Source organism: Pseudomonas sp. GW821-FHT04C07 (assembly GCF_059420325.1).
In genome coordinates this window covers 67790-93722 of record NZ_JBWKTM010000005.1, presented here as the reverse complement: position 1 = coordinate 93722, position 25933 = coordinate 67790, and the positions used below count along the sequence as shown (strand labels likewise).

Sequence of the window (25933 nt, the reverse complement as noted above, 5' to 3'; positions counted from 1 at the left end):
ATTCCAACTGGCAATAAACAAACTGCCGCAAAATGCGGCAGATTCGCAATTCAGCGAAGCGTTACAGTCGTCCCAGATCGTTGAGCAGAGCAAGCAACATCACCCCGACCACCAAACTGATACCGATCTGTATCCCCCAACCCTGCACCCGATCCGACAAGGGGCGACCACGCGCCCACTCAATCAGATAAAACAACAAATGCCCCCCATCCAGTACAGGAATGGGCAACAGATTGAGAACTCCCAGGCTAATACTCAGATAAGCAAGGAAATTCAAGAAATCAGCGACACCCGACTGGGCAGAAGCGCCCGCCACTTTAGCAATGGTTATCGGTCCACTCAAGTTTTTTACCGAGAGCTCGCCGAACAACATTTTCTTTAGTGAATCAAGGGTCAGCACACTCATGGTCCAGGTCCGCCGGGCACCCTCGCCGATCGCAGCCAGCGGACCGAAGCTGACCTCATGAATCATGCTTGGTGGCCAATCGACAGCCTTTACCCCGGCCCCCAGATAACCGCTCGCGACTTTCGACTTGCCACGGGCAGCCAAGGTCACAGGGACGTCGATTTGAGCACCATCACGCTCAACATGCAGCATAATTTTGGTATCAGGCCGTACACGGACCAAATCAACGACTTGCTGCCAATCGCTCAACGCCTGGCCATCGAGCGCCAGCAGACGGTCGCCCATCTTCAGGCCGGCAGCCTGCGCAGGCCCTTTGGGATCAAGCTCGGCCAGCACCGGCGGCAACGCTGGACGCCAAGGGCGAATCCCCAGCGCGTGAATCGGATCGGGCTCATCAACACCTTTAAGCCAATGATCCAGCATCAGCTCATGAGGTGAGTCGACAGTCGAGCCCTGTTCGCGCATCAGCAACTGCAAGGAGCCACTTTCACCCAATCGGCTCACCAGTTGCAGATTGACGGCCGCCCAACCAGAAGTCGGCTCACCATCGATCGCAACGATTTCCTGACCTGGGCTCAAGCCGGCCCTTGCAGCAAGACTACCGACCTCAACCGCACCGATGACCGGACGCACCTGCTCGCTGCCGAGCATCGCCAACGCCCAGAAAAACACCAGAGCCAGCAGAAAGTTGGCAACAGGACCGGCCACGACGATAGCGATACGCTGGCGAACAGTCTTGCGATTGAAGGCATGATCGAGCTGATCCGCCGGCACTTCACCTTCGCGCTCATCGAGCATCTTCACATAGCCACCCAACGGGATGGCAGCGATCACGAACTCCGTACCGCGGCGATCATGCCAACGCAGCAGGGGCATACCGAAGCCCACAGAGAAACGCAGAACCTTGACGCCACAGCGGCGCGCCACCCAAAAATGGCCGAATTCATGGAAGGTGACCAGCACGCCCAGAGCAACCAGGGTGCCGAAAATCATATAGAGCGCGCTCATCTACTTTCTCCGCATTCCTATCCAGTGCCGATACACTCGAATCCGCCGCAACATTTATCGCCCATGGCGACTCAGCCATTGCTCGGTCAGGGTACGGGCTTTGGCGTCCGCCGAGAACACCGCGTCGAGTTCGTCGACGGCAACCACAGGCTCGAGGCTTAATACTTCCTCGATGATACTCGCGATCTCCGGGTAGCGGATGCGTCGATCAAGAAAGGCTGCCACAGCCACTTCATTTGCAGCATTCAACGTGGCAGGCGCACTGTTACCCGCCTCCGCCGCCTGACGCGCGAGTCGCAGGCATGGAAAACGCTCTTCATCGGGAGCCTGGAAGTCCAGTCGCGCGATTGAGAACAGATCAAGAGGCGCCACCCCGGAGTCGATTCGCTCAGGCCAGGCCAGGGCGTTGGCAATCGGCGTACGCATATCAGGATTGCCCAATTGCGCCAACACCGAGCCATCGACATAGTCGACCAGCGAATGAATGACGCTCTGCGGATGAACGACCACTTCGACCTGGGCAGGCCTGGCATCGAACAACCAGCAAGCCTCGATCAACTCAAGGCCTTTGTTCATCATGCTTGCCGAATCAACCGAGATCTTGCGACCCATCGACCAATTGGGGTGCGCACAAGCCTGCTCGGGCGAAACTTGCGCAAGCTCTGACAACGGTGTTTGCCGGAACGGACCACCGGAGGCAGTCAGTAGAATCCGCCGAACCCCGACAGCGCCAAGCCCGCGAGCAAAGTCACTGGGCATGCACTGAAAAATCGCGTTGTGCTCGCTGTCGATTGGCAACAGGACCGAACCGCTCTTGCGCACAGCCTGCATAAACAACGCGCCGGACATCACCAGCGCCTCTTTATTAGCCAAGAGGATTTTTTTACCGGCCTCTACCGCCGCCAAAGTCGGACGCAAACCCGCCGCCCCGACGATCGCCGCCATCACCGCATCGACTTCAGGATCGGCCGCGATCTGACACAGCCCCTCCTCCCCCACCAGGACGCGGGTTTTCAGCCCGGCAGCCCGCAAGTCGTCCTGCAGGCTACGTGCAGCAGCGATCTCAGGAACGACTGCGAAGCGCGGCATGTGGCGAACGCACAACGCGAGCAGCTCGCTCAAACGACTGAAACCACTCAAGGCGAACACTTGGTAGCGCTCGGGATGACGAGCAATGACATCCAGGGTGCTCAGGCCAATCGAACCCGTCGCCCCCAGAACGGTAATCTGTTGTAGGCGACTCACAGTGCAGCCATCCACAAAAGGACAGCAAATACCGGAATAGCCGCTGTCAGACTGTCGATTCGATCCAGCACACCGCCATGGCCCGGCAGCAGGTTACTGCTGTCCTTGATCCCCGACTGACGCTTGAACATGCTTTCAGTCAGATCGCCGACCACCGAGAGCGATACGACAATCGCCGCGCCGAGCAACCCCAACAGCACCTGCACCCCACTCCAGTCTCGAACAAAGCCGACAACGGCAGTGATCAGCAAGCTAAGCAGTAAACCACCATAAACCCCTTCCCAGCTCTTGCCCGGACTGACTTGCGGAGCCAGTTTACGCTTGCCAAAAGCCCGGCCGGAAAAGTAGGCACCGATATCGGCCCCCCAGACCAACACCATTACCGCCATGATCAGCCAGTTACCCAAGGGTTGTTGCTTGATCAGGATCAAACCTTGCCAGGCAGGCAACAAGATCAACAGACCAATCACCAACTTGCTTGCCGCGCTAGCCCAATACTCACCGGTCCGTGGATAAGTCAGCACCAGGAAAGTCGCCAGTAACCACCAGAGAACAGCAGCACCCAGTACCCATGGAGCAAGACCGGGAAGTACATGCATGAAAAACAGCAGCAGCGCGACCAGGGTTGCGTAAACAATCCGGGCAGACTGAGCAGTGAAACCTGCCAATCGAGCCCATTCCCAGGCACCCAGAGTCACCACCAGCCCGATGAACAAAGCAAAGCCCGTACCTTCGAGCAGGAAAAACCCGCACAAGGCGATTGGCAGCAGGATCAGCGCAGTAATGATTCGTTGCTTAAGCATTAAACCCGGGCTCCAGCCTCGACCTGCTCGCTCGTTTTACCGAAGCGGCGCTGACGAGAAGCGTAATCGGCCAGCGCAGAACGCATGGCATCGTGTTTGAAGTCCGGCCAGAACAGGTCGGAGAAATACAGCTCGGCGTACGCCAACTGCCACAACAGGAAGTTGCTGATGCGGTGCTCACCGCCAGTACGAATGCACAAGTCCGGCAAGGGCAGATCGCCAGTCGCCAGACAGGTTTGCAACAACTCGGGCGTAATGTCTTCAGGTCGCAGATGCCCGGCCTGAACCTCGCGCGCCAGGCGCTGGGCAGCCTGGGCAATGTCCCATTGACCACCATAATTGGCAGCGATTTGCAGGATAAAACGATTGCTGCCCGATGTCATCGCCTCAGCTTCACGCATGGCCGCCTGCAGCTCCGGATGGAAGCGCGAGCGGTCACCAATGATGCGCAGGCTGATGTTGTTGTCGTTGAGGCGCTTGGCCTCACGACGCAATGCCCTGAAGAACAGATCCATCAAGCCACTGACTTCGTCTGCCGGACGCTGCCAGTTCTCACTGGAGAAGGCAAACAAGGTCAGCACTTCGACCTTGGCCTCGGCACACACCTCGATGACAGCACGAACAGCATCGACACCCGCTTTATGCCCGGCAATACCCGGCATAAAGCGCTTTTTTGCCCAACGATTATTGCCGTCCATGATAATCGCGACATGACGCGGCACCGAAGACGGTACAGCCTGCTTGGTCTTTTCCATGAAAACGCGACCCTTATACGGCCATCAGGTCTTTTTCTTTCTCCGCCAACTTAGCGTCGATTTCAGCTACGAACTTCTTGGTCAGATCGTCGATCTCGCCAGTGGCACGACGCTCTTCGTCTTCGCTGATTTCCTTTTCCTTGACCAGATCCTTCAGCGAGCTGTTTGCATCGCGACGGATGTTGCGTACGGCAACACGGGCATCTTCAGCCACATCGCGTGCCTGCTTGGTGAAACCGCGACGGGTTTCTTCGGTCAGGGCCGGCATGCTGATCAGCAGCAGCTCACCAAGGTTGGTCGGGTTCAGGTTCAGACCTGCGCTGCCGATTGCCTTGTCGACGGCGCCCAGCATGTTGCGCTCGAAGGCAACAACTTGCAGGGTACGGGCGTCTTTGACGGTGATGTTGGCAACTTGCTTGATCGGGGTGTCAGCGCCGTAGTACGGCACCATTACGCCCTCCAGGATGCTTGGGTGCGCCTGGCCAGTACGGATACGGCCGAAGTTGTGCGCCAGCGATTCCACAGATTTCTGCATGCGATCTTTAGCGTCTTTCTTGATTTCGTTGATCATTGTTGGCCTTCCTCGATCAGGGTTCCTTCAGCGCCGCCATGTACGATATTCAGCAGGGCGCCGGGCTTGTTCATGTTAAAGACGCGCAACGGCATCTTGTGATCACGGCACAGACAGATGGCCGTCAGATCCATCACACCCAGCTTGCGATCCAGCACTTCATCGTAGGTCAGATGATCGAACTTCTCGGCATGCGGGTCTTTGAATGGGTCAGCGGTGTACACACCATCAACCTTGGTCGCTTTCAACACGACGTCAGCATCGATCTCGATCGCTCGCAGGCAGGCTGCCGAATCCGTGGTGAAGAACGGGTTGCCGGTACCGGCTGCGAAGATAACGACTTCCTTGGCGTTCAGGTGACGCATGGCTTTGCGGCGATCATAGTGATCGGTTACGCCAACCATGGAAATAGCCGACATAACGATGGCGGAGATATTCGCACGTTCCAGCGCATCACGCATGGCCAGGGCATTCATCACAGTGGCCAGCATCCCCATGTGATCGCCGGTAACCCGATCCATCCCGGCAGCACTCAGGGCTGCACCACGGAACAGGTTGCCACCGCCAATCACCAGACCGACCTGAACGCCTATACCGACCAGCTGGCCGACTTCCAGCGCCATGCGATCCAGAACCTTGGGGTCGATCCCGAACTCTTCCGAGCCCATCAGGGCCTCGCCGCTGAGCTTGAGTAGAATGCGTTTATAGCGAGCCTGATAACCACTGCCCTGCTGAGCCATTGCGAATCTCTCCTGCGGCGTATTTTAAAAATTCTTTGCAAGCTGTTTGCAGCCTGCGTTCACTCTAACTGGACGCTATCACAACGCCATCGGAACACGGCTTTGTAAGCCAGTTCCGAAGGGAAGCCAAATAAATTGATCATCCCATTTGAAAAGAGGCTGCGCGCGTGAGCGGGCAGCCTCTTCAGGGCGACAGTTTAAAAAACCGTCTTACTGCTTGGCAGCAGCCAGCTGAGCAGCAACTTCTTCAGCGAAGTTGTCTACTGGCTTCTCGATGCCTTCACCTACCGCGAAGCGAGTGAAGGAAACGATTTCAGCGCCGCCTTTCTTGGCCAGGTCGCCAACAGTCACTTCAGGGTCCTTGACGAACTGCTGGTTGACCAGGCTGGCTTCGGCCAGGAACTTGCTGATACGACCGGCAACCATTTTTTCAACGATTTCGGCTGGCTTGCCTTTGATCTTGTCTTCGTTGAGGCTCATGAACACGGCTTTTTCGCGCTCGATGGCTTCAGCGGAAACTTCCGACGGCAGCAGGAACTCAGGGTTGCTGGCCGCGACGTGCATCGCGATGTCTTTAGCCAGTTCAACGTTACCGCCCTTCAGGACGACAGCAACACCGATCTTGTTACCGTGCAGGTAAGTACCGACCACGTCACCTTCAACGCGAACCAGACGACGGATGTTGACGTTCTCGCCGACTTTACCAACCAGAACCAGACGATCAGCTTCACGCGCTTCGATCAGCGGAGCAGCATCAGTCAGTTTGTCAGCAAAAGCCTGTTCGACGCTGGCAGCAACGAACACTTTGAAGTCGTCTTGCAGAGCCAGGAAGTCGGTCTGCGAGTTCACTTCCAGCAGAACTGCGGCTTTACCATTGTCCTTGATAGCGATTGCGCCTTCAGCAGCAACGTTGCCTGCTTTTTTGGCTGCCTTGATGGCGCCCGAAGCACGCATGTCATCAATGGCTTTTTCGATGTCGCCGCCAGCCTTGGTCAAGGCTTTCTTGCAGTCCATCATGCCTTCGCCGGTACGCTCGCGCAGTTCTTTGACCAACGCTGCAGTAATCTCTGCCATTTCAAAATTCCTCTTGGATAGGTTTTCAACCATTCCACCCGACCGAACGGGCGTTCAATTCTTGCGCTACTCCCGAAACACTTGTTAACCGCCGCTCATGACAAAAACTGCAGAGGGCATTTTTCAACAAACGATTTTCGAGGTGGCAAAAAGGGGGCCAAGCCCCCTTTTTGCGTACTGAGTAAACGCTAAGCGCTAGCTACTCAGCCTTCAACTACTGCTGCTGGAGCGTCTTCGACGAACACTTCGGTGCCGCCAGCAACGTGGTTGCGACCTTTGATCACAGCATCAGCCATCGCACCCATGTACAACTGGATGGCGCGGATTGCGTCATCGTTGCCTGGGATGATGTAGTCAACGCCTTCCGGGCTGCTGTTGGTATCGACAACGCCGATAACCGGGATGCCCAGCTTGTTGGCTTCGGTGATCGCGATGCGCTCGTGATCAACGTCGATAACGAACAGTGCGTCTGGCAGACCGCCCATGTCCTTGATACCACCCAGGCTACGATCCAGCTTCTCAAGATCGCGAGTGCGCATCAGCGCTTCTTTCTTGGTCAGCTTGGCGAAAGTACCGTCTTCGGCCTGAACTTCAAGGTCACGCAGACGCTTGATGGAAGCACGGATGGTTTTGAAGTTGGTCAGCATGCCGCCCAACCAGCGGTGATCGACGTACGGCGAACCGCAACGTGCTGCTTCTTCAGCAACGATCTTGCCAGCGGAACGCTTGGTGCCGACGAACAGAATCTTGTTTTTGCCCTGGGCCAGACGCTCTACGAAAGTCAGAGCTTCGTTGAACATTGGCAGGGTTTTTTCAAGGTTGATGATGTGAATCTTGTTCCGCGCGCCGAAAATGTACTTACCCATTTTCGGGTTCCAGTAACGGGTTTGGTGACCGAAGTGCACACCGGCCTTCAGCATATCGCGCATGTTGACTTGGGACATGATAGTTCCTTAATAAGTCGGGTTAGGCCTCCACGCATCCCAATGACCAACCAGCAGCGTCAAGCTGAAGGCACCCAGGTCATCGTGTCGACGCGTGTGTGGGTTTAAACTTTTCGAGGTATCCCCGGAAAGCGGCGCATTTTATACCACAAGAAAGGGAAAAACGAAACCAGGATTCACACGTTCCACGCGTCAGCTTTTACCCTGACCTTGGAATCGGATCAGAATGCACCATTACTATAGAGAGAAGCGATGGCAAGACGTTCATGATTTGCACCGACCGTCTGTTAGAATCGTGTTTTAGGGCTGCGAAGACGCAACATTTGGTCACGCAATCCATCTCCCGTGTTTATAGCGCCTTTGAGCGCCTAGAGAGCCTGTATGACCGTCACCCTCAAAACCCCAGAGGACATCGCAAAAATGCGTGTCGCCGGCAAACTGGCCGCCGACGTGCTGGAAATGATCGCCGAATACGTCAAACCCGGCGTCACCACGGACGAACTGGACCGCATCTGCCACGACTATATTGTCAATGAACAGAAGGCCATCCCTGCCCCTCTCAATTACAAGGGTTTCCCGAAGTCGATCTGCACCTCGATCAACCATGTGGTCTGCCACGGCATCCCGAACGAGAAGCCACTCAAGGATGGCGATACCCTGAACATCGATGTCACCGTCATCAAAGATGGCTATCACGGCGACACCAGCCGGATGTTCCACGTTGGCACCGTGCCTGTCTGGGCCGAGCGCCTGTCGCAAGTCACCCAGGAATGCATGTACAAGGCCATTGAACTGGTCAAACCTGGCTGCCGCCTTGGCGACATCGGTGAAGTCATCCAGAAACACGCCGAGAAAAACGGTTTCTCGGTGGTCCGCGAGTTCTGTGGCCACGGCATCGGCAAGGTGTTTCACGAAGAGCCGCAGATCCTGCACTACGGTCGTGCCGGCACCGGAATGGAACTGAAAGAAGGCATGACCTTCACCATCGAGCCAATGATCAACCAGGGCCGCGCCGACACCAAAGTATTGGGCGACGGCTGGACCGCGATCACCAAGGACCGCAAGCTCTCCGCGCAGTGGGAACACACGCTGCTGGTGACCGCCACCGGTTACGAGATCTTCACCCTGCGCAGCGATGACACTATCCCTCGCGTTTCGGCCTGATCCGTCCTGCTCTGCCCCTACATAAAGAAAGGAAAGCCAATCGATGCCGCAGGTGGATCCCGAACTCTTCGACCGCGGTCAGTTCCAGGCTGAACTGGCCTTGAAGGCAAGCCCGATTGCGGCCTTCAAGAAAGCTATTCGCCAGGCCCGCGAGGCGCTCGACGAGCGCTTTCGCGCCGGTCGGGATATCCGTCGACTGATCGAGGATCGCGCCTGGTTCATCGATAACATCCTGCAAAAGGCCTGGGAGCAGTTCAACTGGAACGAAGACGCCGACATCGCGCTGGTCGCGGTCGGCGGCTATGGTCGCGGCGAGCTGCACCCTTACTCCGACATCGACCTGCTGATCCTGCTCGACAGCGCCGATCACGAGACTTTCCGCGATTCCATCGAACGTTTTCTGACGTTGCTGTGGGATATTGGCCTGGAAGTCGGGCAAAGCGTGCGTTCGGTGGATGAATGTGCCGAAGAAGCCCGCGCCGACCTGACGGTCATCACCAACCTGATGGAAAGCCGCACCATTGCTGGCCCCGAGCGTTTGCGCCAGCGCATGCTGGAGGTCACCAGTACCGCTCATATGTGGCCAAGCAAGGACTTCTTTCTGGCCAAACGTGCCGAGCAAAAGGCCCGCCACCACAAATACAACGATACCGAATACAACCTGGAACCCAACGTCAAAGGCTCGCCCGGTGGCCTGCGGGATATCCAGACAATTCTCTGGGTAGCCCGCCGCCAGTACGGCACGCTGAACTTGCGTGCACTGGCTGGCGAGGGCTTCCTGGTGGAGAGCGAGAACACCCTGCTGGCTTCATCCCAGGAATTTCTGTGGAAGGTCCGTTACGCCTTGCACATGCTGGCCGGACGCTCCGAGGACCGCCTGCTATTCGATCACCAGCGCTCGATAGCCGGGTTGCTGGGCTTCGCGGGGGATGACGCCAAGCAGGCTATCGAAAGCTTCATGCAGCAGTATTACCGGGTGGTCATGAGCATTGCCCAGCTCAGCGACTTGATCATCCAGCACTTCGAGGAAATCATTCTCGCATCAGAAGATGAAGCGCCCTCGCAGCCGCTTAACTCGCGTTTCCAGCTGCATGACGGCTACATCGAAGTCACCAACGTCAATGTCTTCAAACGCACGCCATTCGCGATGCTGGAGATCTTCCTGCTGATGGCTCAGCACCCGGAGATTAAAGGAGTTCGCGCCGATACCGTCCGTTTGCTGAGGGAAAACCGTCACTTGATTGACGACGAATTCCGCCATGACATCCGCAATACCAGCCTGTTCATCGAATTGTTCAAGTGCGAGATCGGCGTCCACCGCAATCTGCGGCGAATGAACCGTTATGGCATTCTCGGGCGCTATCTACCGGAATTCGGCTTTATCGTCGGCCAGATGCAACACGATCTGTTCCACATCTATACCGTTGACGCCCATACCCTGAACCTGATCAAACACCTGCGTAAACTGCAGTACACCCAGGCTTCCGAAAAATTCCCGCTAGCCAGCAAACTCATGGGCAAGCTGCCAAAACCCGAGTTGATCTACCTGGCCGGCCTGTATCACGACATCGGCAAGGGTCGGCATGGCGATCACTCGGACATTGGCGCAGTAGATGCCGAGGCGTTCTGCGTACGCCATCAGCTGCCGCAGTGGGACAGCCGACTGATTGTCTGGCTGGTGCAGAACCACCTGGTGATGTCGACCACCGCCCAGCGCAAGGATCTGTCCGATCCGCAGGTTATCCACGATTTCGCACAAATCGTTGGCGATCAGACCCGGCTCGACTATCTGTATGTGCTGACCGTCTCCGACATCAATGCGACCAATCCGACCCTGTGGAACTCCTGGCGGGCGAGCCTGCTGCGTCAGCTCTACACCGAGACCAAGCGTGCCTTGCGCCGCGGCCTGGAAAATCCGGTGGATCGTGAACAGCAGATTCGCCAGACCCAGAGCGCTGCCCTGGACATCCTGGTACGCAGCGGCACCGATCCGGATGACGTCGAACAGCTCTGGGCACAACTGGGCGACGACTACTTCCTGCGCCATACCGCTGGCGACGTGGCCTGGCACAGCGATGCGATCCTGCAACAGCCCGCCGACGGCGGCCCCTTGGTGCTGATCAAGGAAACCACACAGCGAGAATTCGAGGGCGGAACGCAGATCTTCATCTACGCGCCAGACCAGCACGACTTCTTCGCTGTGACCGTGGCGGCAATGGACCAGCTCAACCTGAACATTCACGACGCCCGGGTCATCACCTCCAGCAGCCAGTTCACCCTCGACACGTATATCGTGCTCGACACCGATGGCGACTCGATCGGCGACAACCCTCTGCGCGTCAAGCAGATCCGCGACGGCCTGACCGAAGCCCTGCGCAATCCGGCTGACTACCCGACCATCATTCAGCGACGGGTGCCACGCCAGCTCAAGCACTTCGCTTTCCCGCCACAGGTCACCATCCACAACGACGCCCAGCGTCCGGTGACTGTCCTTGAGCTGAGCGCTCCGGACCGGCCCGGCTTGTTGGCACGGATCGGGACAATCTTCCTCGAGTTCGATCTGTCGCTGCAGAACGCCAAGATCGCCACCCTCGGCGAACGCGTGGAAGACGTATTTTTCATCACCGACGCAAACAACCAACCGTTGTCCGACCCGCAGCTGTGCAGCCGCTTGCAGGACGCCATCGTTGAACAATTGAGCGTCAGCCACGAACCGAATATCGAACTGTCGCGCCTGAGCTTCTAGTCGCGCGCCATGACCTGAGTGAGATCCGCCAGCAATGAACAACGCTCTGAACCAGTTGCAGCCCTACCCGTTCGAAAAACTCCGCGCTCTGCTCGGCACTGTTCAGCCCGCAGCAGGTAAACGCCCGATTGCCCTGTCCATCGGCGAGCCTAAACATCGCTCGCCCGACTTTGTCGCCCAAGCCCTGGCCAGCAACCTGGATCAGATGGCGGTCTACCCGACCACTCTGGGTATTGCAGCCCTGCGTGAAGCAATTGCTCATTGGTGCGAACGGCGCTTCAGCGTCCCCGACGGCTGGCTCGACCCTGCCCGTAATATTCTGCCGGTCAACGGTACGCGCGAGGCGCTGTTCGCCTTCACCCAGACGGTGGTCAACCGCAGCGATGAAGCACTGATCGTCAGCCCGAACCCCTTCTATCAAATCTATGAAGGTGCAGCCTTCCTTGCCGGGGCCAAGCCGCATTACCTGCCTTGCCTGGACGAAAACGGCTTCAATCCGGATTTCGACGCGGTAACGGCCGATGTCTGGCAGCGCTGCCAGATTCTGTTCCTGTGCTCTCCGGGCAATCCGACCGGCGCGTTGATCCCACTGCAAACCCTGAAAAAGCTGATCGCTCTGGCCGACGAGTACGACTTCGTGATCGCTGCCGACGAGTGCTACAGCGAACTGTATTTTGATGAACAGACGCCACCGCCCGGCCTGCTCAGCGCCTGCGTGGCACTGGGGCGCAAGGACTTCAAGCGCTGCGTGGTATTCCACAGTCTGTCCAAACGTTCCAACCTGCCTGGCCTGCGCTCCGGCTTTGTTGCCGGTGACGCCGAGATCCTCAAAGCCTTCCTGCTGTACCGCACCTACCACGGTTGCGCCATGCCGGTTCAGACGCAGCTCGCAAGCATCGCGGCCTGGAACGACGAAGAGCACGTGCGCGCCAACCGAACGCTGTACCGGGAAAAATTCGATGCGGTGCTGGAAATTCTGAGCCCGGTTCTCGATGTGCAGTGCCCGGATGGTGGCTTCTATCTGTGGCCGAATGTTGAGGGCGATGACGCCGAGTTCTGCCGCCAGCTGTTTGCCGAAGAACATGTAACCGTAGTTCCAGGCTCGTATCTGTCCCGTGAAGTCAAAGGCTTCAACCCAGGCGCCGGACGTGTACGTTTGGCACTGGTTGCGCCGCTGGCCGAATGCGTTGAAGCCGCCGAGCGGATTCGCGACTTCATTCAGCGTCGCAAGTAAGCGGCCGATCGCGAGCAAGCTCGCTCCTGCAATGAATCGCGCTTTTTGCAGGAGCGAGCTTGCTCGCGATAGCGTCACAGCATCACTTGAACTGCCACCTCTCGCAGCACGTCGCCCTAGAGCAGCCAAACCAGCGCATCAGAGACTTCCTCCGGCTGGCCGCACGCTGCGCCATTGCAAGGGCTGGGTACCGTGCCGCAACCGGCGATTCTGAAGCGCGATTGCCAATCAATCGAATGCTAATGGCACCCGCTTGGCAACTGTTCGCCATTGAAGTGCCACATTAGTCGTCTAAGCTGCTGGCTGACCGCCGCACCAATGCCGCAACGGGCCCGGAAATCTGTAATACATTGCGACAAAGCTCGGCCGCAGCCGACGCCGAACCTGCCCGGTCGTGGCATAATCCGTCACCTTTCGTTTCCAGCATCTCCAAAGGGGGGCAATTCCTTGACCGCTTCAAGCAAAACGTTGCACCTTTTCGGCATCAAAGCTTGCGACACCATGAAAAAAGCGCGCACCTGGCTCGATGAAAACGCTGCCAGCTATGAATTCCATGATTACAAAGCGGCCGGAATTGACCGAGAACACCTGACCCAGTGGTGCGATGAGCACGGCTGGCAAGTGCTGTTGAACCGCGCAGGCACGACCTTTCGCAAACTCGACGACGAACGCAAAGCCGATCTCGACCAGACGAAAGCCATCGAACTGATGCTCGCACAACCTTCGATGATCAAGCGCCCGGTGCTCGATCTCGGTGACAGAACCCTGATTGGCTTCAAGCCAGATATCTACGCGGCAGCGCTCAAGTAAGCCAGCCCGTTCAATTTTGTAGAGGTAATCCCATGTCCACTACCCTGTTCAGCCTGGCCTTCGGTGTCGGTACCCAGAATCGTCAAGGCGCGTGGCTGGAAGTGTTTTACGCCCAGCCGCTGCTCAATCCGTCGGCCGAACTGGTCGCCGCTATTGCCCCGATTCTGGGTTACACCGAAGGCAATCAGGCCATCGCGTTCAGCACTGCCCAGGCTTCGCAACTGGCTGAAGCACTCAAAGGCGTCGACGCCGCGCAAGCCGCATTGCTGACCCGCCTGGCCGAAAGCCACAAGCCGCTGGTCGCCACGTTGCTGGCAGAAGACGCGCAATTGAGCTCCACCCCTGAGGCCTACCTCAAACTGCACCTGCTGTCCCATCGTCTGGTCAAGCCTCACGGCCTGAACCTGGCCGGCATTTTCCCGCTGCTGCCGAACGTCGCCTGGACCAGCCAGGGTGCGATCGACCTCGCGGAACTCGCCGAGCATCAACTCGAAGCCCGTCTGCGTGGCGAGTTGCTGGAAGTATTCTCGGTAGACAAGTTCCCGAAAATGACCGACTACGTGGTACCGAGCGGTGTGCGGCTGGCTGACAGCGCGCGGATTCGTCTGGGCGCCTACATCGGCGAAGGCACTACCGTGATGCACGAGGGTTTCGTCAACTTCAACGCCGGCACCGAAGGCCCGGGCATGATCGAAGGTCGCGTTTCGGCTGGCGTGTTCGTCGGCAAGGGTTCGGACCTGGGCGGCGGTTGCTCGACCATGGGCACCCTGTCGGGCGGCGGCAACATCGTGATCAAGGTCGGCGAAGGCTGCCTGATCGGCGCCAACGCCGGTATCGGCATTCCGTTGGGCGATCGCAATACCGTCGAGTCCGGCCTGTACGTGACCGCTGGTACCAAAGTGGCGCTGCTGGACGAGAACAACAAGCTGGTCAAAGTGCTCAAGGCCCGTGAACTGGCTGGCCAGCCTGACCTGTTGTTCCGCCGTAATTCGGAGACCGGTGCCGTGGAGTGCAAAACCCACAAGTCGGCCATCGAACTGAACGAAGCGCTGCACGCTCACAACTAAGCAGCGACTCGATGCCAACGGAGCCTGTCGGGCGCTTATAATCAGCATCCGACAGGCTCAAACGAGTCTTGACCACCATGCTTGTGCCCTCTGCCTGGCGCGCCGATTTCCCGGCCATCGCCGCATTGCAACGGCAAGACCAGACCTATCTGGATAACGCCGCCACCACTCAAAAACCCCAAGCCCTGCTGGACGCCCTGACGCACTACTACGCCAATGGCGCGGCCAATGTCCATCGAGCCCAACACCTGCCCGGCGCCCACGCCACTCAGGCGTTCGAAGACAGCCGCAGCAAGGTCGCGCATTGGCTCAGTGCAGGCGAAAGCGGGCAGATCATCTTTACCCACGGCGCGACCTCCGCGCTGAACCTCCTGGCCTATGGTCTGGAACACCAATTCAATGCCGGTGATGAAATTGTCATCAGCGCCCTGGAACACCACGCCAACCTGCTGCCTTGGCAACAGCTGGCCCTGCGTCGCGGCCTTGAGCTGATCGTCTTGCCATTGGACGCCGACGGCTTGATCGATCTCGATGCCGCGGCAAGCCTGATCGGCCCGCGTACTCGCCTGCTGGCGGTCAGCCAGTTGTCCAACGTACTCGGCGCCTGGCAGCCGTTGCCGGCGCTTTTGGCGATGGCCAAGGCCCATGGTGCCTTGACCGTGGTCGATGGCGCTCAAGGTGTTGTCCATGGGCGACACGATGTGCAGGCTTTGGGCTGCGATTTCTATGTATTTTCCAGCCACAAGCTTTACGGACCGGACGGCCTCGGCGTGCTCTACGGCCGCAGTGAGGCACTGCACCAATTGCGCCACTGGCAGTTCGGTGGCGAAATGGTGCAAAACGCGGACTACCGGCACGCCTCCTTCCGACCCGCCCCGCTCGGTTTCGAAGCCGGAACACCACCGATTGCCAGTGTGATCGGCCTCGGTGCGACCCTCGATTACCTGAGCGGGCTCGATCTGGATGCGGTCAACGCCCATGAGGCCGCATTGCATGCCTATCTGCTGCAAGGTTTGCATGCGCGCAAAGGCATTCGCCTGCTGGGCAAACCTGAGGTGGCGCTGGCCAGCTTTGTCGTCGAGGGCGTGCACAACTCTGACCTCGCGCATCTGCTGACCGAACAAGGAATTGCCGTACGCGCCGGCCATCATTGCGCGATGCCGTTGCTCAAAGGCTTGGGTCTTGCGGGAGCGATTCGGGTGTCGTTGGCACTGTACAACGACTCCGAAGACCTGGAGCGCTTCTTTGAAGCGCTGGATCAAGCCCTGGAGTTGTTGCGATGAGTTTGCCCGCCGAAGCGCTGACGGCACTGGAAACCTTTCAGAGCGCCGCCGGATGGGAACAGCGAGCACGCCTGCTGATGCAGTGGGGCGATCGACTACCGACCTTGAGCGACGTGGAAAAGACCGAGGCCAATCGGGTGCAGGGCTGTGAAAGTCAGGTTTGGTTGCTGGGTACGTTGCAGGACGACCATTGGCAATTCACCGCCAGCAGCGATGCGCGGTTGATTCGTGGCTTGGTGGCGTTGCTGCTGGTACGGGTCAACGGTTTGTCTGCAGAGGATTTGCAGCAGGTCGACTTGCCGGACTGGTTCAACCAGTTGGGCCTGGCCCGGCAGTTGTCACCATCGCGCAGCAATGGCTTGAATGCCGTATTGCAGAGGATGCGGGAGTTGGCTGGGTACTGATGATCGTTCCCACGCTCTGCGTGGGAATGCCTCAATGGACGCTCTTGTGACGCAGAGCGTCACGGGCTGCATTCCCACGCGGAGCATGGGAACGATCTATCAGGCAGGTTTGACCCGATCCGCCGGCCGCCGTACCCCGGCAACAATCTTGTCCACAGCCTTGGTCGCGGCGACCATGCCGAAGGTCGCCGTTACCATCATCACGGCGCCAAAACCGCCCGCGCAGTCAAGTTTCACGCCGTCGCCGACAAAACTCTTCTGCAAGCAAATACTGCCGTCCGGTTTCGGGTAACGCAGTTGTTCCGTAGAAAACACGCAGGGCACGCTGTAATGGCGGGTCACTGTGCGGGAGAAGCCGTAATCACGGCGCAAGGTGGAGCGGACCTTGGATGCCAGAGGGTCATTGAAGGTACGGTTCAGGTCACAGACCTGAATCAGCGTGGGGTCGATCTGCCCCCCGGCGCCGCCGGTGGTGATGATCTGAATCTTGCGGCGTTTGCACCAGGCGATCAGCGCCGCCTTGGCGTTGACACTGTCGATGCAGTCGATTACGCAATCGATGTCTGGTGTGATGTACTCGGCCATGGTCTCGCGAGTGACGAAGTCGGCCACGGCATGCACCGTGCAGGCTGGGTTGATCCCGCGCAAGCGCTCAGCCATCACCTCGACCTTGGCCTGACCGACGGTGCTGTCCAATGCGTGCAACTGACGATTACTGTTGCTGACACAAACATCGTCCAGATCGAACAGCGATATCTCACCGACCCCGCAACGGGCGATAGCTTCCGCCGCCCAGGAGCCAACTCCGCCGACCCCGACGATCGCCACATGGGCCGCACGCAAGCGCTCCAGACCTTCGATGCCGTACAAACGGGCAACGCCAGCAAACCGCGGATCTTCTGTACTCATGACCATTACCCCAAAAACCGGCGCGCATTATAGGGCCGATGCTGGCCAAGAACACCTTTGCGCTATGAACGGTGGCCAAGCCTGCTTCAACAGGCTAATCAGCGCGGTTATTTGAGCTACAAAAACAGCCGATAAGAACTTAAGTGAAGAGCCGTTGCCCAACGGCGACCTTCTCTTCACATGCTGTACGGTAAGTTGAAGGTCAGTGTAGGATGCGCGCCGTTTGGCACCTGCCAACAGTTCCTTCGTTCCACACCCTTTGGAACCCGAAATCTCTATGTCATCGCGTAAATTTGGACTCAATCTGGTGGTGGTTCTGGCAATCGCCGCGCTATTCACCGGTTTCTGGGCGCTGATCAATCGCCCGGTCACGGCCCCCAACTGGCCTGAACAGATCTCCGGTTTTTCTTACTCGCCGTTCCAGCAAGGGCAGTACCCACAGAAAGACCAGTACCCATCCGACGATGAAATGCGTCGTGATCTGGAGATCATGAGCAAGCTGACCGACAACATCCGTACCTACTCGGTCGACGGCACGCTTGAGGACATCCCGAAGCTGGCTGAAGAGTTCGGCCTGCGGGTAACCCTGGGGATCTGGATCAGCCCGGATCAAGAGCGTAACGAGCGCGAAATCACCCGTGCCATTGCACTCGCCAACAGCTCACGCAGTGTTGTGCGCGTCGTCGTAGGCAACGAAGCGATCTTTCGCAAGGAAATCACCGCCAAGGAACTGAGCGTTCTGCTTGATCGCGTACGCGCGGCCGTCAAGGTTCCGGTCACCACGTCCGAGCAATGGCACGTCTGGGAAGAACATCCGGAGCTGGCCAGGCACGTCGACCTGATCGCGGCCCACGTCCTGCCTTATTGGGAGTTCATCCCGATGGACAAGGCCGGTCAGTTCGTCCTGGACCGTGCCCGTGACCTGAAAAAGATGTTCCCGAAAAAGCCGCTGCTGCTGTCCGAAGTGGGCTGGCCGAGCAACGGCCGCATGCGCGGTGGTGCTGATGCGACCCCGGCTGACCAGGCTATTTACCTGCGCACGCTGGTGAACAAGCTCAACCGCCAGGGCTTCAACTACTTCGTGATCGAAGCGTTTGACCAGCCATGGAAAGCCAGCGACGAAGGTTCGGTAGGCGCGTATTGGGGCGTTTACAACGCCGCGCGTCAGCAGAAATTCAACTTTGAAGGCCCGGTGGTTGCGATTCCGCAATGGCGAGTACTGGCCATCGGCTCGGTCGTCCTGGCGTTGTTGTCCTTGACCCTGCTGATGATCGACGGTTCGGCCCTGCGTCAGCGTGGCCGCACCTTCCTGACCTTTGTCGCGTTCCTTTGCGGTTCGGTGCTGGTGTGGATCGGCTACGACTACAGCCAGCAATACAGCACCTGGTTCAGCCTGACGGTAGGCTTCTTGCTCGCCCTAGGTGCGCTCGGGGTGTTTATCGTGCTGTTGACTGAGGCCCACGAACTGGCCGAAGCGGTCTGGACCCAAAAACGCCGGCGCGAATTCCTGCCGGTGGTGGGCGATTCCGACTACCGTCCAAAAGTCTCGATCCACGTGCCCTGCTACAACGAGCCACCGGAGATGGTCAAACAGACCCTCGATGCGCTGGCCAACCTTGACTATCCGGACTTCGAAGTCCTGATCATCGACAACAACACCAAGGACCCGGCAGTCTGGGAACCGGTACAGGCCTACTGCGAGACGCTCGGCCCGCGCTTCAAGTTCTTCCACGTCGCGCCACTGGCCGGCTTCAAGGGTGGCGCGCTGAATTACCTGATTCCGCGCACCGCGCCGGACGCCGAAGTCATCGCGGTGATCGACTCCGATTACTGCGTCGAGCCGAACTGGCTCAAGCACATGGTGCCGCATTTCGCCGACCCGAAAATCGCCGTGGTGCAGTCACCGCAGGATTATCGCGACCAGAACGAAAGCACGTTCAAGAAGCTCTGCTACTCGGAATACAAAGGCTTCTTCCACATCGGCATGGTCACTCGTAACGACCGTGATGCGATCATCCAGCACGGCACCATGACCATGACCCGCCGTTCGGTGCTCGAAGAACTGGGCTGGGCCGACTGGTGCATCTGTGAGGACGCCGAGTTGGGTCTGCGGATATTCGAAAAAGGTCTGTCGGCGGCGTATTACCACACCAGCTACGGCAAGGGCCTGATGCCCGATACCTTTATCGATTTCAAGAAACAGCGTTTCCGCTGGGCCTACGGAGCGATTCAGATCATCAAGCGTCACACCGCAAGCCTGTTGCGCGGTAAAGACACCGAACTGACCCGTGGCCAGCGCTATCACTTCCTCGCGGGTTGGTTGCCGTGGGTCGCGGACGGCATGAACATCTTCTTCACTGTCGGCGCTCTGCTGTGGTCGGCGGCGATGATCATCGTGCCGCAACGAGTCGATCCACCGCTGTTGATTTTCGCGATCCCGCCATTGGCGTTGTTCGTGTTCAAGGTCGGCAAGATCATCTTCCTCTACCGTCGTGCGGTCGGGGTCGACATGAAGGATGCGTTCGCGGCGGCACTGGCGGGTCTGGCGTTGTCCCACACCATTGCCAAGGCGGTGCTGTACGGCTTCTTCACCAGCAGTATTCCGTTCTTCCGTACGCCGAAAAATGCCGACAACCACGGCTTTTGGGTGGCGATCTCGGAAGCCCGTGAAGAGATGTTCATCATGCTGCTGTTGTGGGGCGCGGCGCTGGGGATATTCCTGGTGCAGGGCATACCGAGCAACGACATGCGCTTCTGGGTGACCATGCTGCTGGTGCAGTCGCTGCCGTATCTGGCCGCGCTGATCATGGCGTTCCTGTCTTCACTGCCAAAACCTGCGCCAGAGACAGAGCCGGCACCTGCCGCCTAAATCTGCGCAAACAACTAAACGGCGGCCTCTGGTCGCCGTTTTGCTTTAAGATATCCACCATTTTGCGCGCCCAGCCCCACGACCGCAGGAGCAGGGGGGGCGCCGAGCCCTTGCCCGCGATTGAAGCGACTCGGTGTAACAGACAAACCTCATCATCGTTCTTCGCGGGCAAGCGGAACGCCGCCCGGCCCGCTCCCACACCAATGCTTTCGGAGTTATTACATGACGGCCCACGCCGACCTTTCGCCGACCCTTCAACTGGCCATCGACCTGATCCGCCGTCCCTCCGTCACGCCGGTCGACGCCGATTGCCAGAAGCAGATGATGCAGCGCCTGGGCGATGCCGGCTTCAAGCTGGAGCCAATGCGCATCGAGGATGTGGATAACTTTTGGGCGACCCACGGCAAACACGAAGGCCCGGTGCTGTGCTTCGCCGGCCACACCGACGTGGTCCCGACCGGCCCGGTGCAAGCCTGGCAGACAGACCCATTCGACGCACTGATCGACGAACACGGCATGCTCTGCGGCCGTGGCGCGGCCGACATGAAAGGCAGCCTGGCCGCCATGACCGTGGCGGCCGAGCGGTTTGTCAGCGACTACCCGGATCACAAAGGCTCGGTGGCCTTCCTGATCACCAGTGACGAAGAAGGCCCGGCTCATCACGGCACTAAAGCGGTGATCGAGCGCCTCGTTGCCCGCAAGGAACGTCTGGACTGGTGCATCGTCGGCGAGCCGTCGAGCACCGCCCTGGTCGGTGATGTGGTGAAAAACGGTCGTCGCGGCTCCCTCGGAGCCAGGCTCACCGTACGCGGTGTGCAAGGTCACGTGGCCTACCCGCACCTGGCGAAGAACCCGATCCATCTCGCTGCCCCGGCACTGGCGGAACTTGCCGCCGAGCATTGGGACAATGGCAACAGCTTCTTCCCGCCTACCAGCTTCCAGATCTCCAATCTGAACTCCGGCACCGGTGCGACCAACGTGATCCCGGGTGATCTGGTTGCCGTGTTCAACTTCCGTTTCTCCACCGAGTCGACCGTCGAAGGCCTGCAACAGCGGGTCGCCGATATCCTCGACAAGCATGGCCTGGACTGGCACGTGGAGTGGGCGCTGTCCGGTCTGCCGTTTCTCACCGAACCGGGCGCGTTGCTCGATGCCGTATCGGACAGCATCAAGGCCATTACCGGCCGTGAAACCAAGGCTTCCACCAGCGGCGGCACGTCCGACGGGCGCTTCATCGCGACCATGGGCACCCAAGTGGTCGAATTGGGCCCGGTCAACGCGACGATCCATCAGGTCAATGAGCGAGTGCTCGCCAGCGACCTCGATGTACTGACCGAAATCTACTACCAGACCCTGATCAAGTTGCTCGCCTGATGCTCACCTGCCCTATCTGCACCGCGCCGCTGAGCGCGGTCGACAATGGAGTGGTCTGCCCCGTCGGGCACCGCTTCGACCGCGCGCGCCAGGGTTACCTGAACCTGCTGCCGGTGCAGCACAAGAACAGCCGCGATCCCGGCGACAACCAGGCCATGGTCGAAGCGCGCCGTGATTTCCTTAACGCCGGCCATTACGCACCGGTGGCCAGGCGCCTTGCCGAACTGGCCGCCGAACGTGCGCCACAGCGCTGGCTGGATATCGGTTGTGGTGAGGGTTACTACACCGCACAAATCGCCGAAGGATTGCCCAACGCTGACGGTTACGCCCTGGATATCTCCCGCGAAGCAGTGAAACGCGCCTGCCGGCGCAATCCGAAGCTGACCTGGTTGATCGCCAGCATGGCCCGCGTACCTTTGGCCGATGCCAGCTGCCAGTTCCTCGCCAGCGTCTTCAGCCCTCTGGACTGGCAGGAAGCCAAGCGCCTGCTCAGCCCCGGTGGTGGCTTGATGCGCGTCGGACCGACCAGCGGTCACTTGATGGAATTACGCGAGCGCCTGTATGACGAAGTCCGCGATTACGCCGACGACAAGCATCTGGCCCTGGTACCAGAAGGCATGCAGTTGCAACACAGTGAAACCCTGGACTTCAAACTCAGCCTGGTCGCGCCCCAGGACCGCGCCAACCTGCTGGCAATGACGCCCCACGGCTGGCGTGCCAGTGCCGAACGCCGGGCGAATGTCATCGAACAGGCCGAGCCGTTCGAGGTCAGCGTATCAATGCGCTACGATTACTTCGTTCTTCAATAACCCATTAATTTATGGTCTTGAGCATTAGTCTTGAGGCCGACTAAATCCGCGAATGGATTTTTCAGACCCGCAGTGAGGACATCCATGCGCCAACCCGATATCGAGATTTACCTGAAAGACGCCGACGTTGATCACAAGGCCATTGCGGCCTGGCTCGGCACGGCTCTGGGCCCTTGCTCCGACTGGGTGCAGAAAGGCCAGACTTACAAATGCAAGGCCGGCAACGTGCCGGTAACCTGGCTGCCGAAGGCTGTGGGCAAGTGGAACAGCCTGCACCTGGATAGCGACCAGACCCCATGGGACGACGACATCGCCTGCGCTCGCGCCGCTTTCGCCGCGTTGAACGTCGAGGTGCGTTGCGCACCGGGTAGCTGGGTTGAGGATGAAGGCGAGGAAACGGCTGATCGCTGGATTCGCATCAGCGTTGATGGTGAAGAAGAGATCACCTGGCATACGGCGTAATTCACTGCCATAAATCCGGAATCTGTTAAGGATTCCGGATTTATGGCTGACTGTAGCATCACTGCTCCAGCTGCGGCGTCTCCTGGCCCATGCAGCGCACAGCCTTCTTCTTGTTATTGACCAACACGCCGGTCAAGCCTTTCTGCTCGGTGTCGAACAGCACCAGCACACCATCAACGCATTGCGCCACTTCAGCAGCGGGCTCCAGGGAGATTTTGTAATCCTCGCCTGGCTGCGTCTTGAGCATGGTGAAATCGTTCAAAAGCAGCGCATCTTCCGGTTTGGCGAAGTGCAGGTAGCCGTAGTACCACAGGCATGCCACGGTGCCGAGGATGCTGCAGATACCGGTGATGATGAGGGGGATGGCGTTACGTTCTTCACTCATTGCGGACTCTCTGGAGGTTCAACTTCTGAATTCGGGGGTAGCGGGTAATTCGGGATTTCGCCCAGCCGGCGCAGGCCGTTGAAATGCTGCGGGTCATCCAGATAGCGCAGCATGACTTTTCGCCAGATCGGGTCGGCAAAGGTCTGCACATGACCTCCGCGGGTCAATTGCAGCACCCTGGGCGGCGGCGCAGCTTGATACAGACGGATAGCGCTGGAAAGAGGCACGATCGGATCATCGATGCTGTGGTAGATCAATTTCGGTACACCGCGCAGTTGCGGCATGGCGTTGATTGCGCTGTCAGCGTCCGGCACCAGCCAGGACAATGGCACCTGAAACGGCCAGGTCAGCCAGGAGGTGCTCAAGGCGGAGCGCCCGACATCACGGTAACTGGCCGGCACGCTGTCAAGAATGAGCGCCTTGAGCTGGTGCTGGCGCTCGGGATGTTCGACCAAATAGTGCACGGCCAGCGCACCACCGAGGCTCTGACCGAGAAGCACCAGCGGTTTGCCTTGAACCTCAGGGGCCTTGTCCAGCCATTGGAATGCTGCGTCGATGTCCCGATAAATCTCCGGCAGCCGCGGCTCACCTTCAGACAGGCCATAGCCGCGATAGTCCACCAGCAGCACCTGATAACCCTCCTTCGGCAGCCACCAACTACCCCCCAGGTGCCAGGCCAGATTGCCGCCATTGCCGTGCAGATGCAGCACCGTGCCTTTGAGCGCCACACCAGCCTTGGCCGGCAGCCACCAACCGTGCAGTTTGATGCCATCAGCCGTGGTCAGGGTGACGTCGCGGTATTGCAGTCGGGCTTTTTGCGGAGTGAACGGCAGACCGGGTTCGGGGTAGAACAGCAAGGAGCTGCAGCCGTTCAAGGTCAGTAACAGACAAAAAATGCCGAGGATTCTCATCCGTTTGAAACCTCGCAAAAAATGGTGGGACATCTGATCGTTCCCACGCAGAGCGTGGGAACGATCAATGCAATGGTGTGTTGTTACAGGATATTCGAGTAGTCCGCCTCGATCCGGTCCAGGCTCAAGTGATTGAGGAAGTTGGAGAAGCACATCCAGGCCGACAAAGCGTTCATGTCACGAAACTGGTCCGGCAAATACTTGGGCGGTACGATCAAGCCTTCGTCCAACAACTGGCGCAAGGTGCGCATGTCTTCCAGAGTGGTCTTGCCACAAAACAACAAGGGTATTTGCTCAAGCATGCCCTTACGCACGGCCAACTGAATGTAGTTGTAAACCATGATAAAGCCCTTGAGGTAGGACAAGTCTTTGGTAAATGGCAGACCATTAGGCACTGATCCGCGGAACACCCGACTGGCATTGCTATAGCTTTGCTCCGCCTCGAAGCCTTGTTCGCGGAAGAATTCGAAGATCTGCAAGAAATCTGCCCCCTCTTCCACCATGTGAATAGCGCGGGTGCGGTTGGTCAGTTTGCGCAGGCGGCTTGGATAGGAAGCAAAGGTAATGATTTCCATCAGGATCGCCAGGCCTTCCTGGGTCACGGTCGAGGACGGTGGGCCCTTGGACAGAAAGGTGCAGATCGGCTGGTTCAGGCCATTGAGCGTGGTACCGACGTGTACCAGCCCCTCATGGACCTCCAAAGCGCGCACGTCACGGTTGTTGAACATCGCATCGGTGCGGATCTTGATGTAGTCGGCACCGGCTGCCGCGTCAGCGACGATCCCGTCGGACTCGAACACCCGGATGGTGTCCTCGGCTTCGCCAAAGACTTTGTTCAAGCGGCATTGCAGCAGATGGACAGCCTCTTTGGAGGTCAAGGTCTTGGGTTCGTCCTTGAGGTCGCCACGGCCGTCGATGTTGTTCAGATAATCAGAGAGCATCAGGCCCAGGTCGGCCAAGGTCGGGTCACCGGCATGGAAGGCGTCGGACGCCGCGCCATAAAGCTCTTGGGAGATCAGACCGAAATCTTCGGTGCCGCGCGCTTCGAGCATGCGCACCACCATGCGGTATTCCTTGCACATACGCCGCATGATCTGCCCGACCGGGTTGAACTGACCCAGTTGACGGGTGATGTCACGCTCGATGTTCTGGAACTCCAGCTTCACCGCACTGGAGTCGAACGACAGTGGGCGATTGAGGTAGTAGTCACGGTCGACGGCAGGCATTTCCTTGCCTTTGGCCTTGAGGAATCCTTTGCGGATGTTCTCGTCCCACTTGACCGCATCCAGTACGCGGATTGGTGTTTGCGCCAGCACTATGCGATCGGACAAAGTGCGTATCGTCTGCTGGTAATCGTCCACCCGAAACTCCTATTAATAACGTTCTATGCCGCGTTTACTTGCCCAAACGCTGGAAGCGCGCCGCCTCGACGAATACGTCAGAGTTGGCGGGATCATCCAGATAGGCGAACACCTGTTCCAGCGGGTTGCTGATCAGAACACCATCGCCTTCTTTGGTTTCAAACGGCTCGCCACTCAAGGCCTCTTGCCCCAGCGCCTGGCGAATCTGCTCCAGGTCCAGGTTGTAGACCACCAATTCATGGTTATCGGTCAACTCGAAACCGGCGATAGTGAAGTGGCCGCCGAATTGATCCGGCACCGCCGCCGACAAGTACCAGCGGCTGCCATGGCGGGAAACGGTGAAGTCATAAGCCTCGCGCTGTTTCGGCTCGCCTTTGGGGTAGCTGACAGCCTTGTAGCGATTGGTCGCGACGCGGCTCAGCTCAAGGTTGAGCGCCCCGCCCCAGACGTTCTTGCTCGTCCATTTGCCGAGCAGCGCGGCAGGTGCCGCCTGATCAGCCGGCAGTGGCTGCTTGACACTCACCAGACAGCCACTGAGCAGCAGAAACGACATGGCGATCACGACCTCACGCCAGGACTTCATTCAACACTCCTTTGAA

General features: G+C 58.6%; 24 protein-coding genes. 11 read left to right on the top strand and 13 right to left on the bottom strand.

The genetic code is table 11. The annotated features are described in order from the left end of the window. Nucleotides 1-61: 61 nt before the first annotated feature. The 8 genes from rseP to rpsB form a co-directional block, all read right to left on the bottom strand. Nucleotides 62-1414, bottom strand: coding sequence for an RIP metalloprotease RseP (rseP, locus tag AC07UI_RS11165; RefSeq protein ID WP_494992560.1), 1353 nt, complete (start codon nt 1412-1414; stop codon nt 62-64). A gap of 54 nt (nt 1415-1468) precedes the next feature. Continuing rightward, nucleotides 1469-2659 (bottom strand): 1-deoxy-D-xylulose-5-phosphate reductoisomerase, encoded by a 1191-nt coding sequence (gene ispC / locus AC07UI_RS11160; protein WP_494992559.1) that lies wholly within the window; start codon nt 2657-2659, stop codon nt 1469-1471. Further along, a complete protein-coding gene (locus tag AC07UI_RS11155; protein WP_494992558.1) occupies nt 2656-3462 on the bottom strand; it encodes a phosphatidate cytidylyltransferase in 807 nt (268 codons plus the stop codon). Before AC07UI_RS11155 ends, ispC begins: the two co-directional genes overlap by 4 nt. Beyond that, nucleotides 3462-4217, bottom strand: coding sequence for a polyprenyl diphosphate synthase (gene uppS / locus AC07UI_RS11150; RefSeq protein WP_494992557.1), 756 nt, complete (start codon nt 4215-4217; stop codon nt 3462-3464). Before uppS ends, AC07UI_RS11155 begins: the two co-directional genes overlap by 1 nt. A 13-nt stretch (nt 4218-4230) precedes the next feature. Continuing rightward, complete coding sequence (gene frr / locus AC07UI_RS11145) at nt 4231-4788, bottom strand: ribosome recycling factor (RefSeq protein ID WP_494992556.1); 558 nt, start codon at nt 4786-4788, stop codon at nt 4231-4233. Next, nucleotides 4785-5528 (bottom strand): UMP kinase, encoded by a 744-nt coding sequence (pyrH, locus tag AC07UI_RS11140; RefSeq protein WP_003172271.1) that lies wholly within the window; start codon nt 5526-5528, stop codon nt 4785-4787. The genes frr and pyrH overlap by 4 nt, the downstream gene beginning before the upstream one ends. A 210-nt stretch (nt 5529-5738) precedes the next feature. Next, complete coding sequence (gene tsf / locus AC07UI_RS11135; RefSeq protein WP_494992555.1) at nt 5739-6602, bottom strand: translation elongation factor Ts; 864 nt, start codon at nt 6600-6602, stop codon at nt 5739-5741. Between the two features lie 203 nt (nt 6603-6805). Next, complete coding sequence (rpsB, locus tag AC07UI_RS11130; RefSeq protein ID WP_494992554.1) at nt 6806-7546, bottom strand: 30S ribosomal protein S2; 741 nt, start codon at nt 7544-7546, stop codon at nt 6806-6808. Nucleotides 7547-7927: 381 nt separating this feature from the next. On the opposite strand from rpsB, the gene map reads away from it, so the two are divergent. The 7 genes from map (at nt 7928) to AC07UI_RS11095 (ending at nt 16254) form a co-directional block, all read left to right on the top strand. Continuing rightward, entirely contained in the window at nt 7928-8710 is a 783-nt protein-coding gene (map, locus tag AC07UI_RS11125; RefSeq protein WP_494992553.1) for a type I methionyl aminopeptidase, read from the top strand. A 43-nt stretch (nt 8711-8753) separates the two neighbouring features. Next, nucleotides 8754-11456: a [protein-PII] uridylyltransferase gene (locus AC07UI_RS11120; RefSeq protein ID WP_494992552.1), complete on the top strand. Its 2703-nt coding sequence runs from the start codon at nt 8754-8756 to the stop codon at nt 11454-11456. 34 nt (nt 11457-11490) lie between these two features. Continuing rightward, nucleotides 11491-12690, top strand: a complete 1200-nt coding sequence (dapC, locus tag AC07UI_RS11115) for a succinyldiaminopimelate transaminase (protein WP_494992551.1) — start codon at nt 11491-11493, stop codon at nt 12688-12690. Nucleotides 12691-13191: 501 nt separating this feature from the next. Continuing rightward, nucleotides 13192-13500, top strand: coding sequence for an arsenate reductase (locus AC07UI_RS11110; RefSeq protein ID WP_494992550.1), 309 nt, complete (start codon nt 13192-13194; stop codon nt 13498-13500). A gap of 32 nt (nt 13501-13532) precedes the next feature. After that, nucleotides 13533-14567 (top strand): 2,3,4,5-tetrahydropyridine-2,6-dicarboxylate N-succinyltransferase, encoded by a 1035-nt coding sequence (gene dapD, locus AC07UI_RS11105; protein ID WP_494992549.1) that lies wholly within the window; start codon nt 13533-13535, stop codon nt 14565-14567. A gap of 77 nt (nt 14568-14644) precedes the next feature. Then, the gene (locus AC07UI_RS11100; protein ID WP_494992548.1) at nt 14645-15850 is read left to right on the top strand and encodes an aminotransferase class V-fold PLP-dependent enzyme; all 1206 of its coding nucleotides are present in this window, start codon (nt 14645-14647) and stop codon (nt 15848-15850) included. Continuing rightward, on the top strand, nt 15847-16254 hold the full coding sequence (locus tag AC07UI_RS11095; protein WP_494992547.1) for a SufE family protein: 408 nt from the start codon (nt 15847-15849) through the stop codon (nt 16252-16254). Before AC07UI_RS11100 ends, AC07UI_RS11095 begins: the two co-directional genes overlap by 4 nt. Before the next feature lie 99 nt (nt 16255-16353). Here the strand turns inward: AC07UI_RS11095 and tcdA are convergent, their stop codons facing one another. Next, the gene (gene tcdA / locus AC07UI_RS11090) at nt 16354-17163 is read right to left on the bottom strand and encodes a tRNA cyclic N6-threonylcarbamoyladenosine(37) synthase TcdA (protein WP_494992546.1); all 810 of its coding nucleotides are present in this window, start codon (nt 17161-17163) and stop codon (nt 16354-16356) included. Nucleotides 17164-17440: 277 nt separating this feature from the next. On the opposite strand from tcdA, the gene AC07UI_RS11085 reads away from it, so the two are divergent. The 4 genes from AC07UI_RS11085 to AC07UI_RS11070 all read left to right on the top strand — a co-directional run bounded on the left by AC07UI_RS11085 (nt 17441) and on the right by AC07UI_RS11070 (nt 22677). Continuing rightward, complete coding sequence (locus AC07UI_RS11085) at nt 17441-20032, top strand: glycosyltransferase (RefSeq protein ID WP_494992545.1); 2592 nt, start codon at nt 17441-17443, stop codon at nt 20030-20032. Between the two features lie 222 nt (nt 20033-20254). Next, nucleotides 20255-21406, top strand: a complete 1152-nt coding sequence (gene dapE, locus AC07UI_RS11080) for a succinyl-diaminopimelate desuccinylase (protein WP_494992544.1) — start codon at nt 20255-20257, stop codon at nt 21404-21406. Beyond that, nucleotides 21406-22215, top strand: coding sequence for a putative RNA methyltransferase (locus AC07UI_RS11075; RefSeq protein ID WP_494992543.1), 810 nt, complete (start codon nt 21406-21408; stop codon nt 22213-22215). The genes dapE and AC07UI_RS11075 overlap by 1 nt, the downstream gene beginning before the upstream one ends. Nucleotides 22216-22299: 84 nt before the next feature. Further along, a complete protein-coding gene (locus AC07UI_RS11070; RefSeq protein ID WP_494992542.1) occupies nt 22300-22677 on the top strand; it encodes a hypothetical protein in 378 nt (125 codons plus the stop codon). A gap of 58 nt (nt 22678-22735) precedes the next feature. Here the strand turns inward: AC07UI_RS11070 and AC07UI_RS11065 are convergent, their stop codons facing one another. From AC07UI_RS11065 to AC07UI_RS11050, 4 genes are all read right to left on the bottom strand, one after another. Then, nucleotides 22736-23062, bottom strand: a complete 327-nt coding sequence (locus tag AC07UI_RS11065) for a PA3694 family proteiin (protein ID WP_494992541.1) — start codon at nt 23060-23062, stop codon at nt 22736-22738. Beyond that, nucleotides 23059-23973, bottom strand: a complete 915-nt coding sequence (locus AC07UI_RS11060; protein ID WP_494992768.1) for an alpha/beta hydrolase — start codon at nt 23971-23973, stop codon at nt 23059-23061. The genes AC07UI_RS11065 and AC07UI_RS11060 overlap by 4 nt, the downstream gene beginning before the upstream one ends. 83 nt (nt 23974-24056) lie before the next feature. Beyond that, nucleotides 24057-25334 (bottom strand): flavohemoglobin expression-modulating QEGLA motif protein, encoded by a 1278-nt coding sequence (locus tag AC07UI_RS11055; protein WP_494992540.1) that lies wholly within the window; start codon nt 25332-25334, stop codon nt 24057-24059. A gap of 34 nt (nt 25335-25368) precedes the next feature. After that, a complete protein-coding gene (locus AC07UI_RS11050) occupies nt 25369-25917 on the bottom strand; it encodes a hypothetical protein (protein ID WP_494992539.1) in 549 nt (182 codons plus the stop codon). Nucleotides 25918-25933 lie beyond the last annotated feature (16 nt).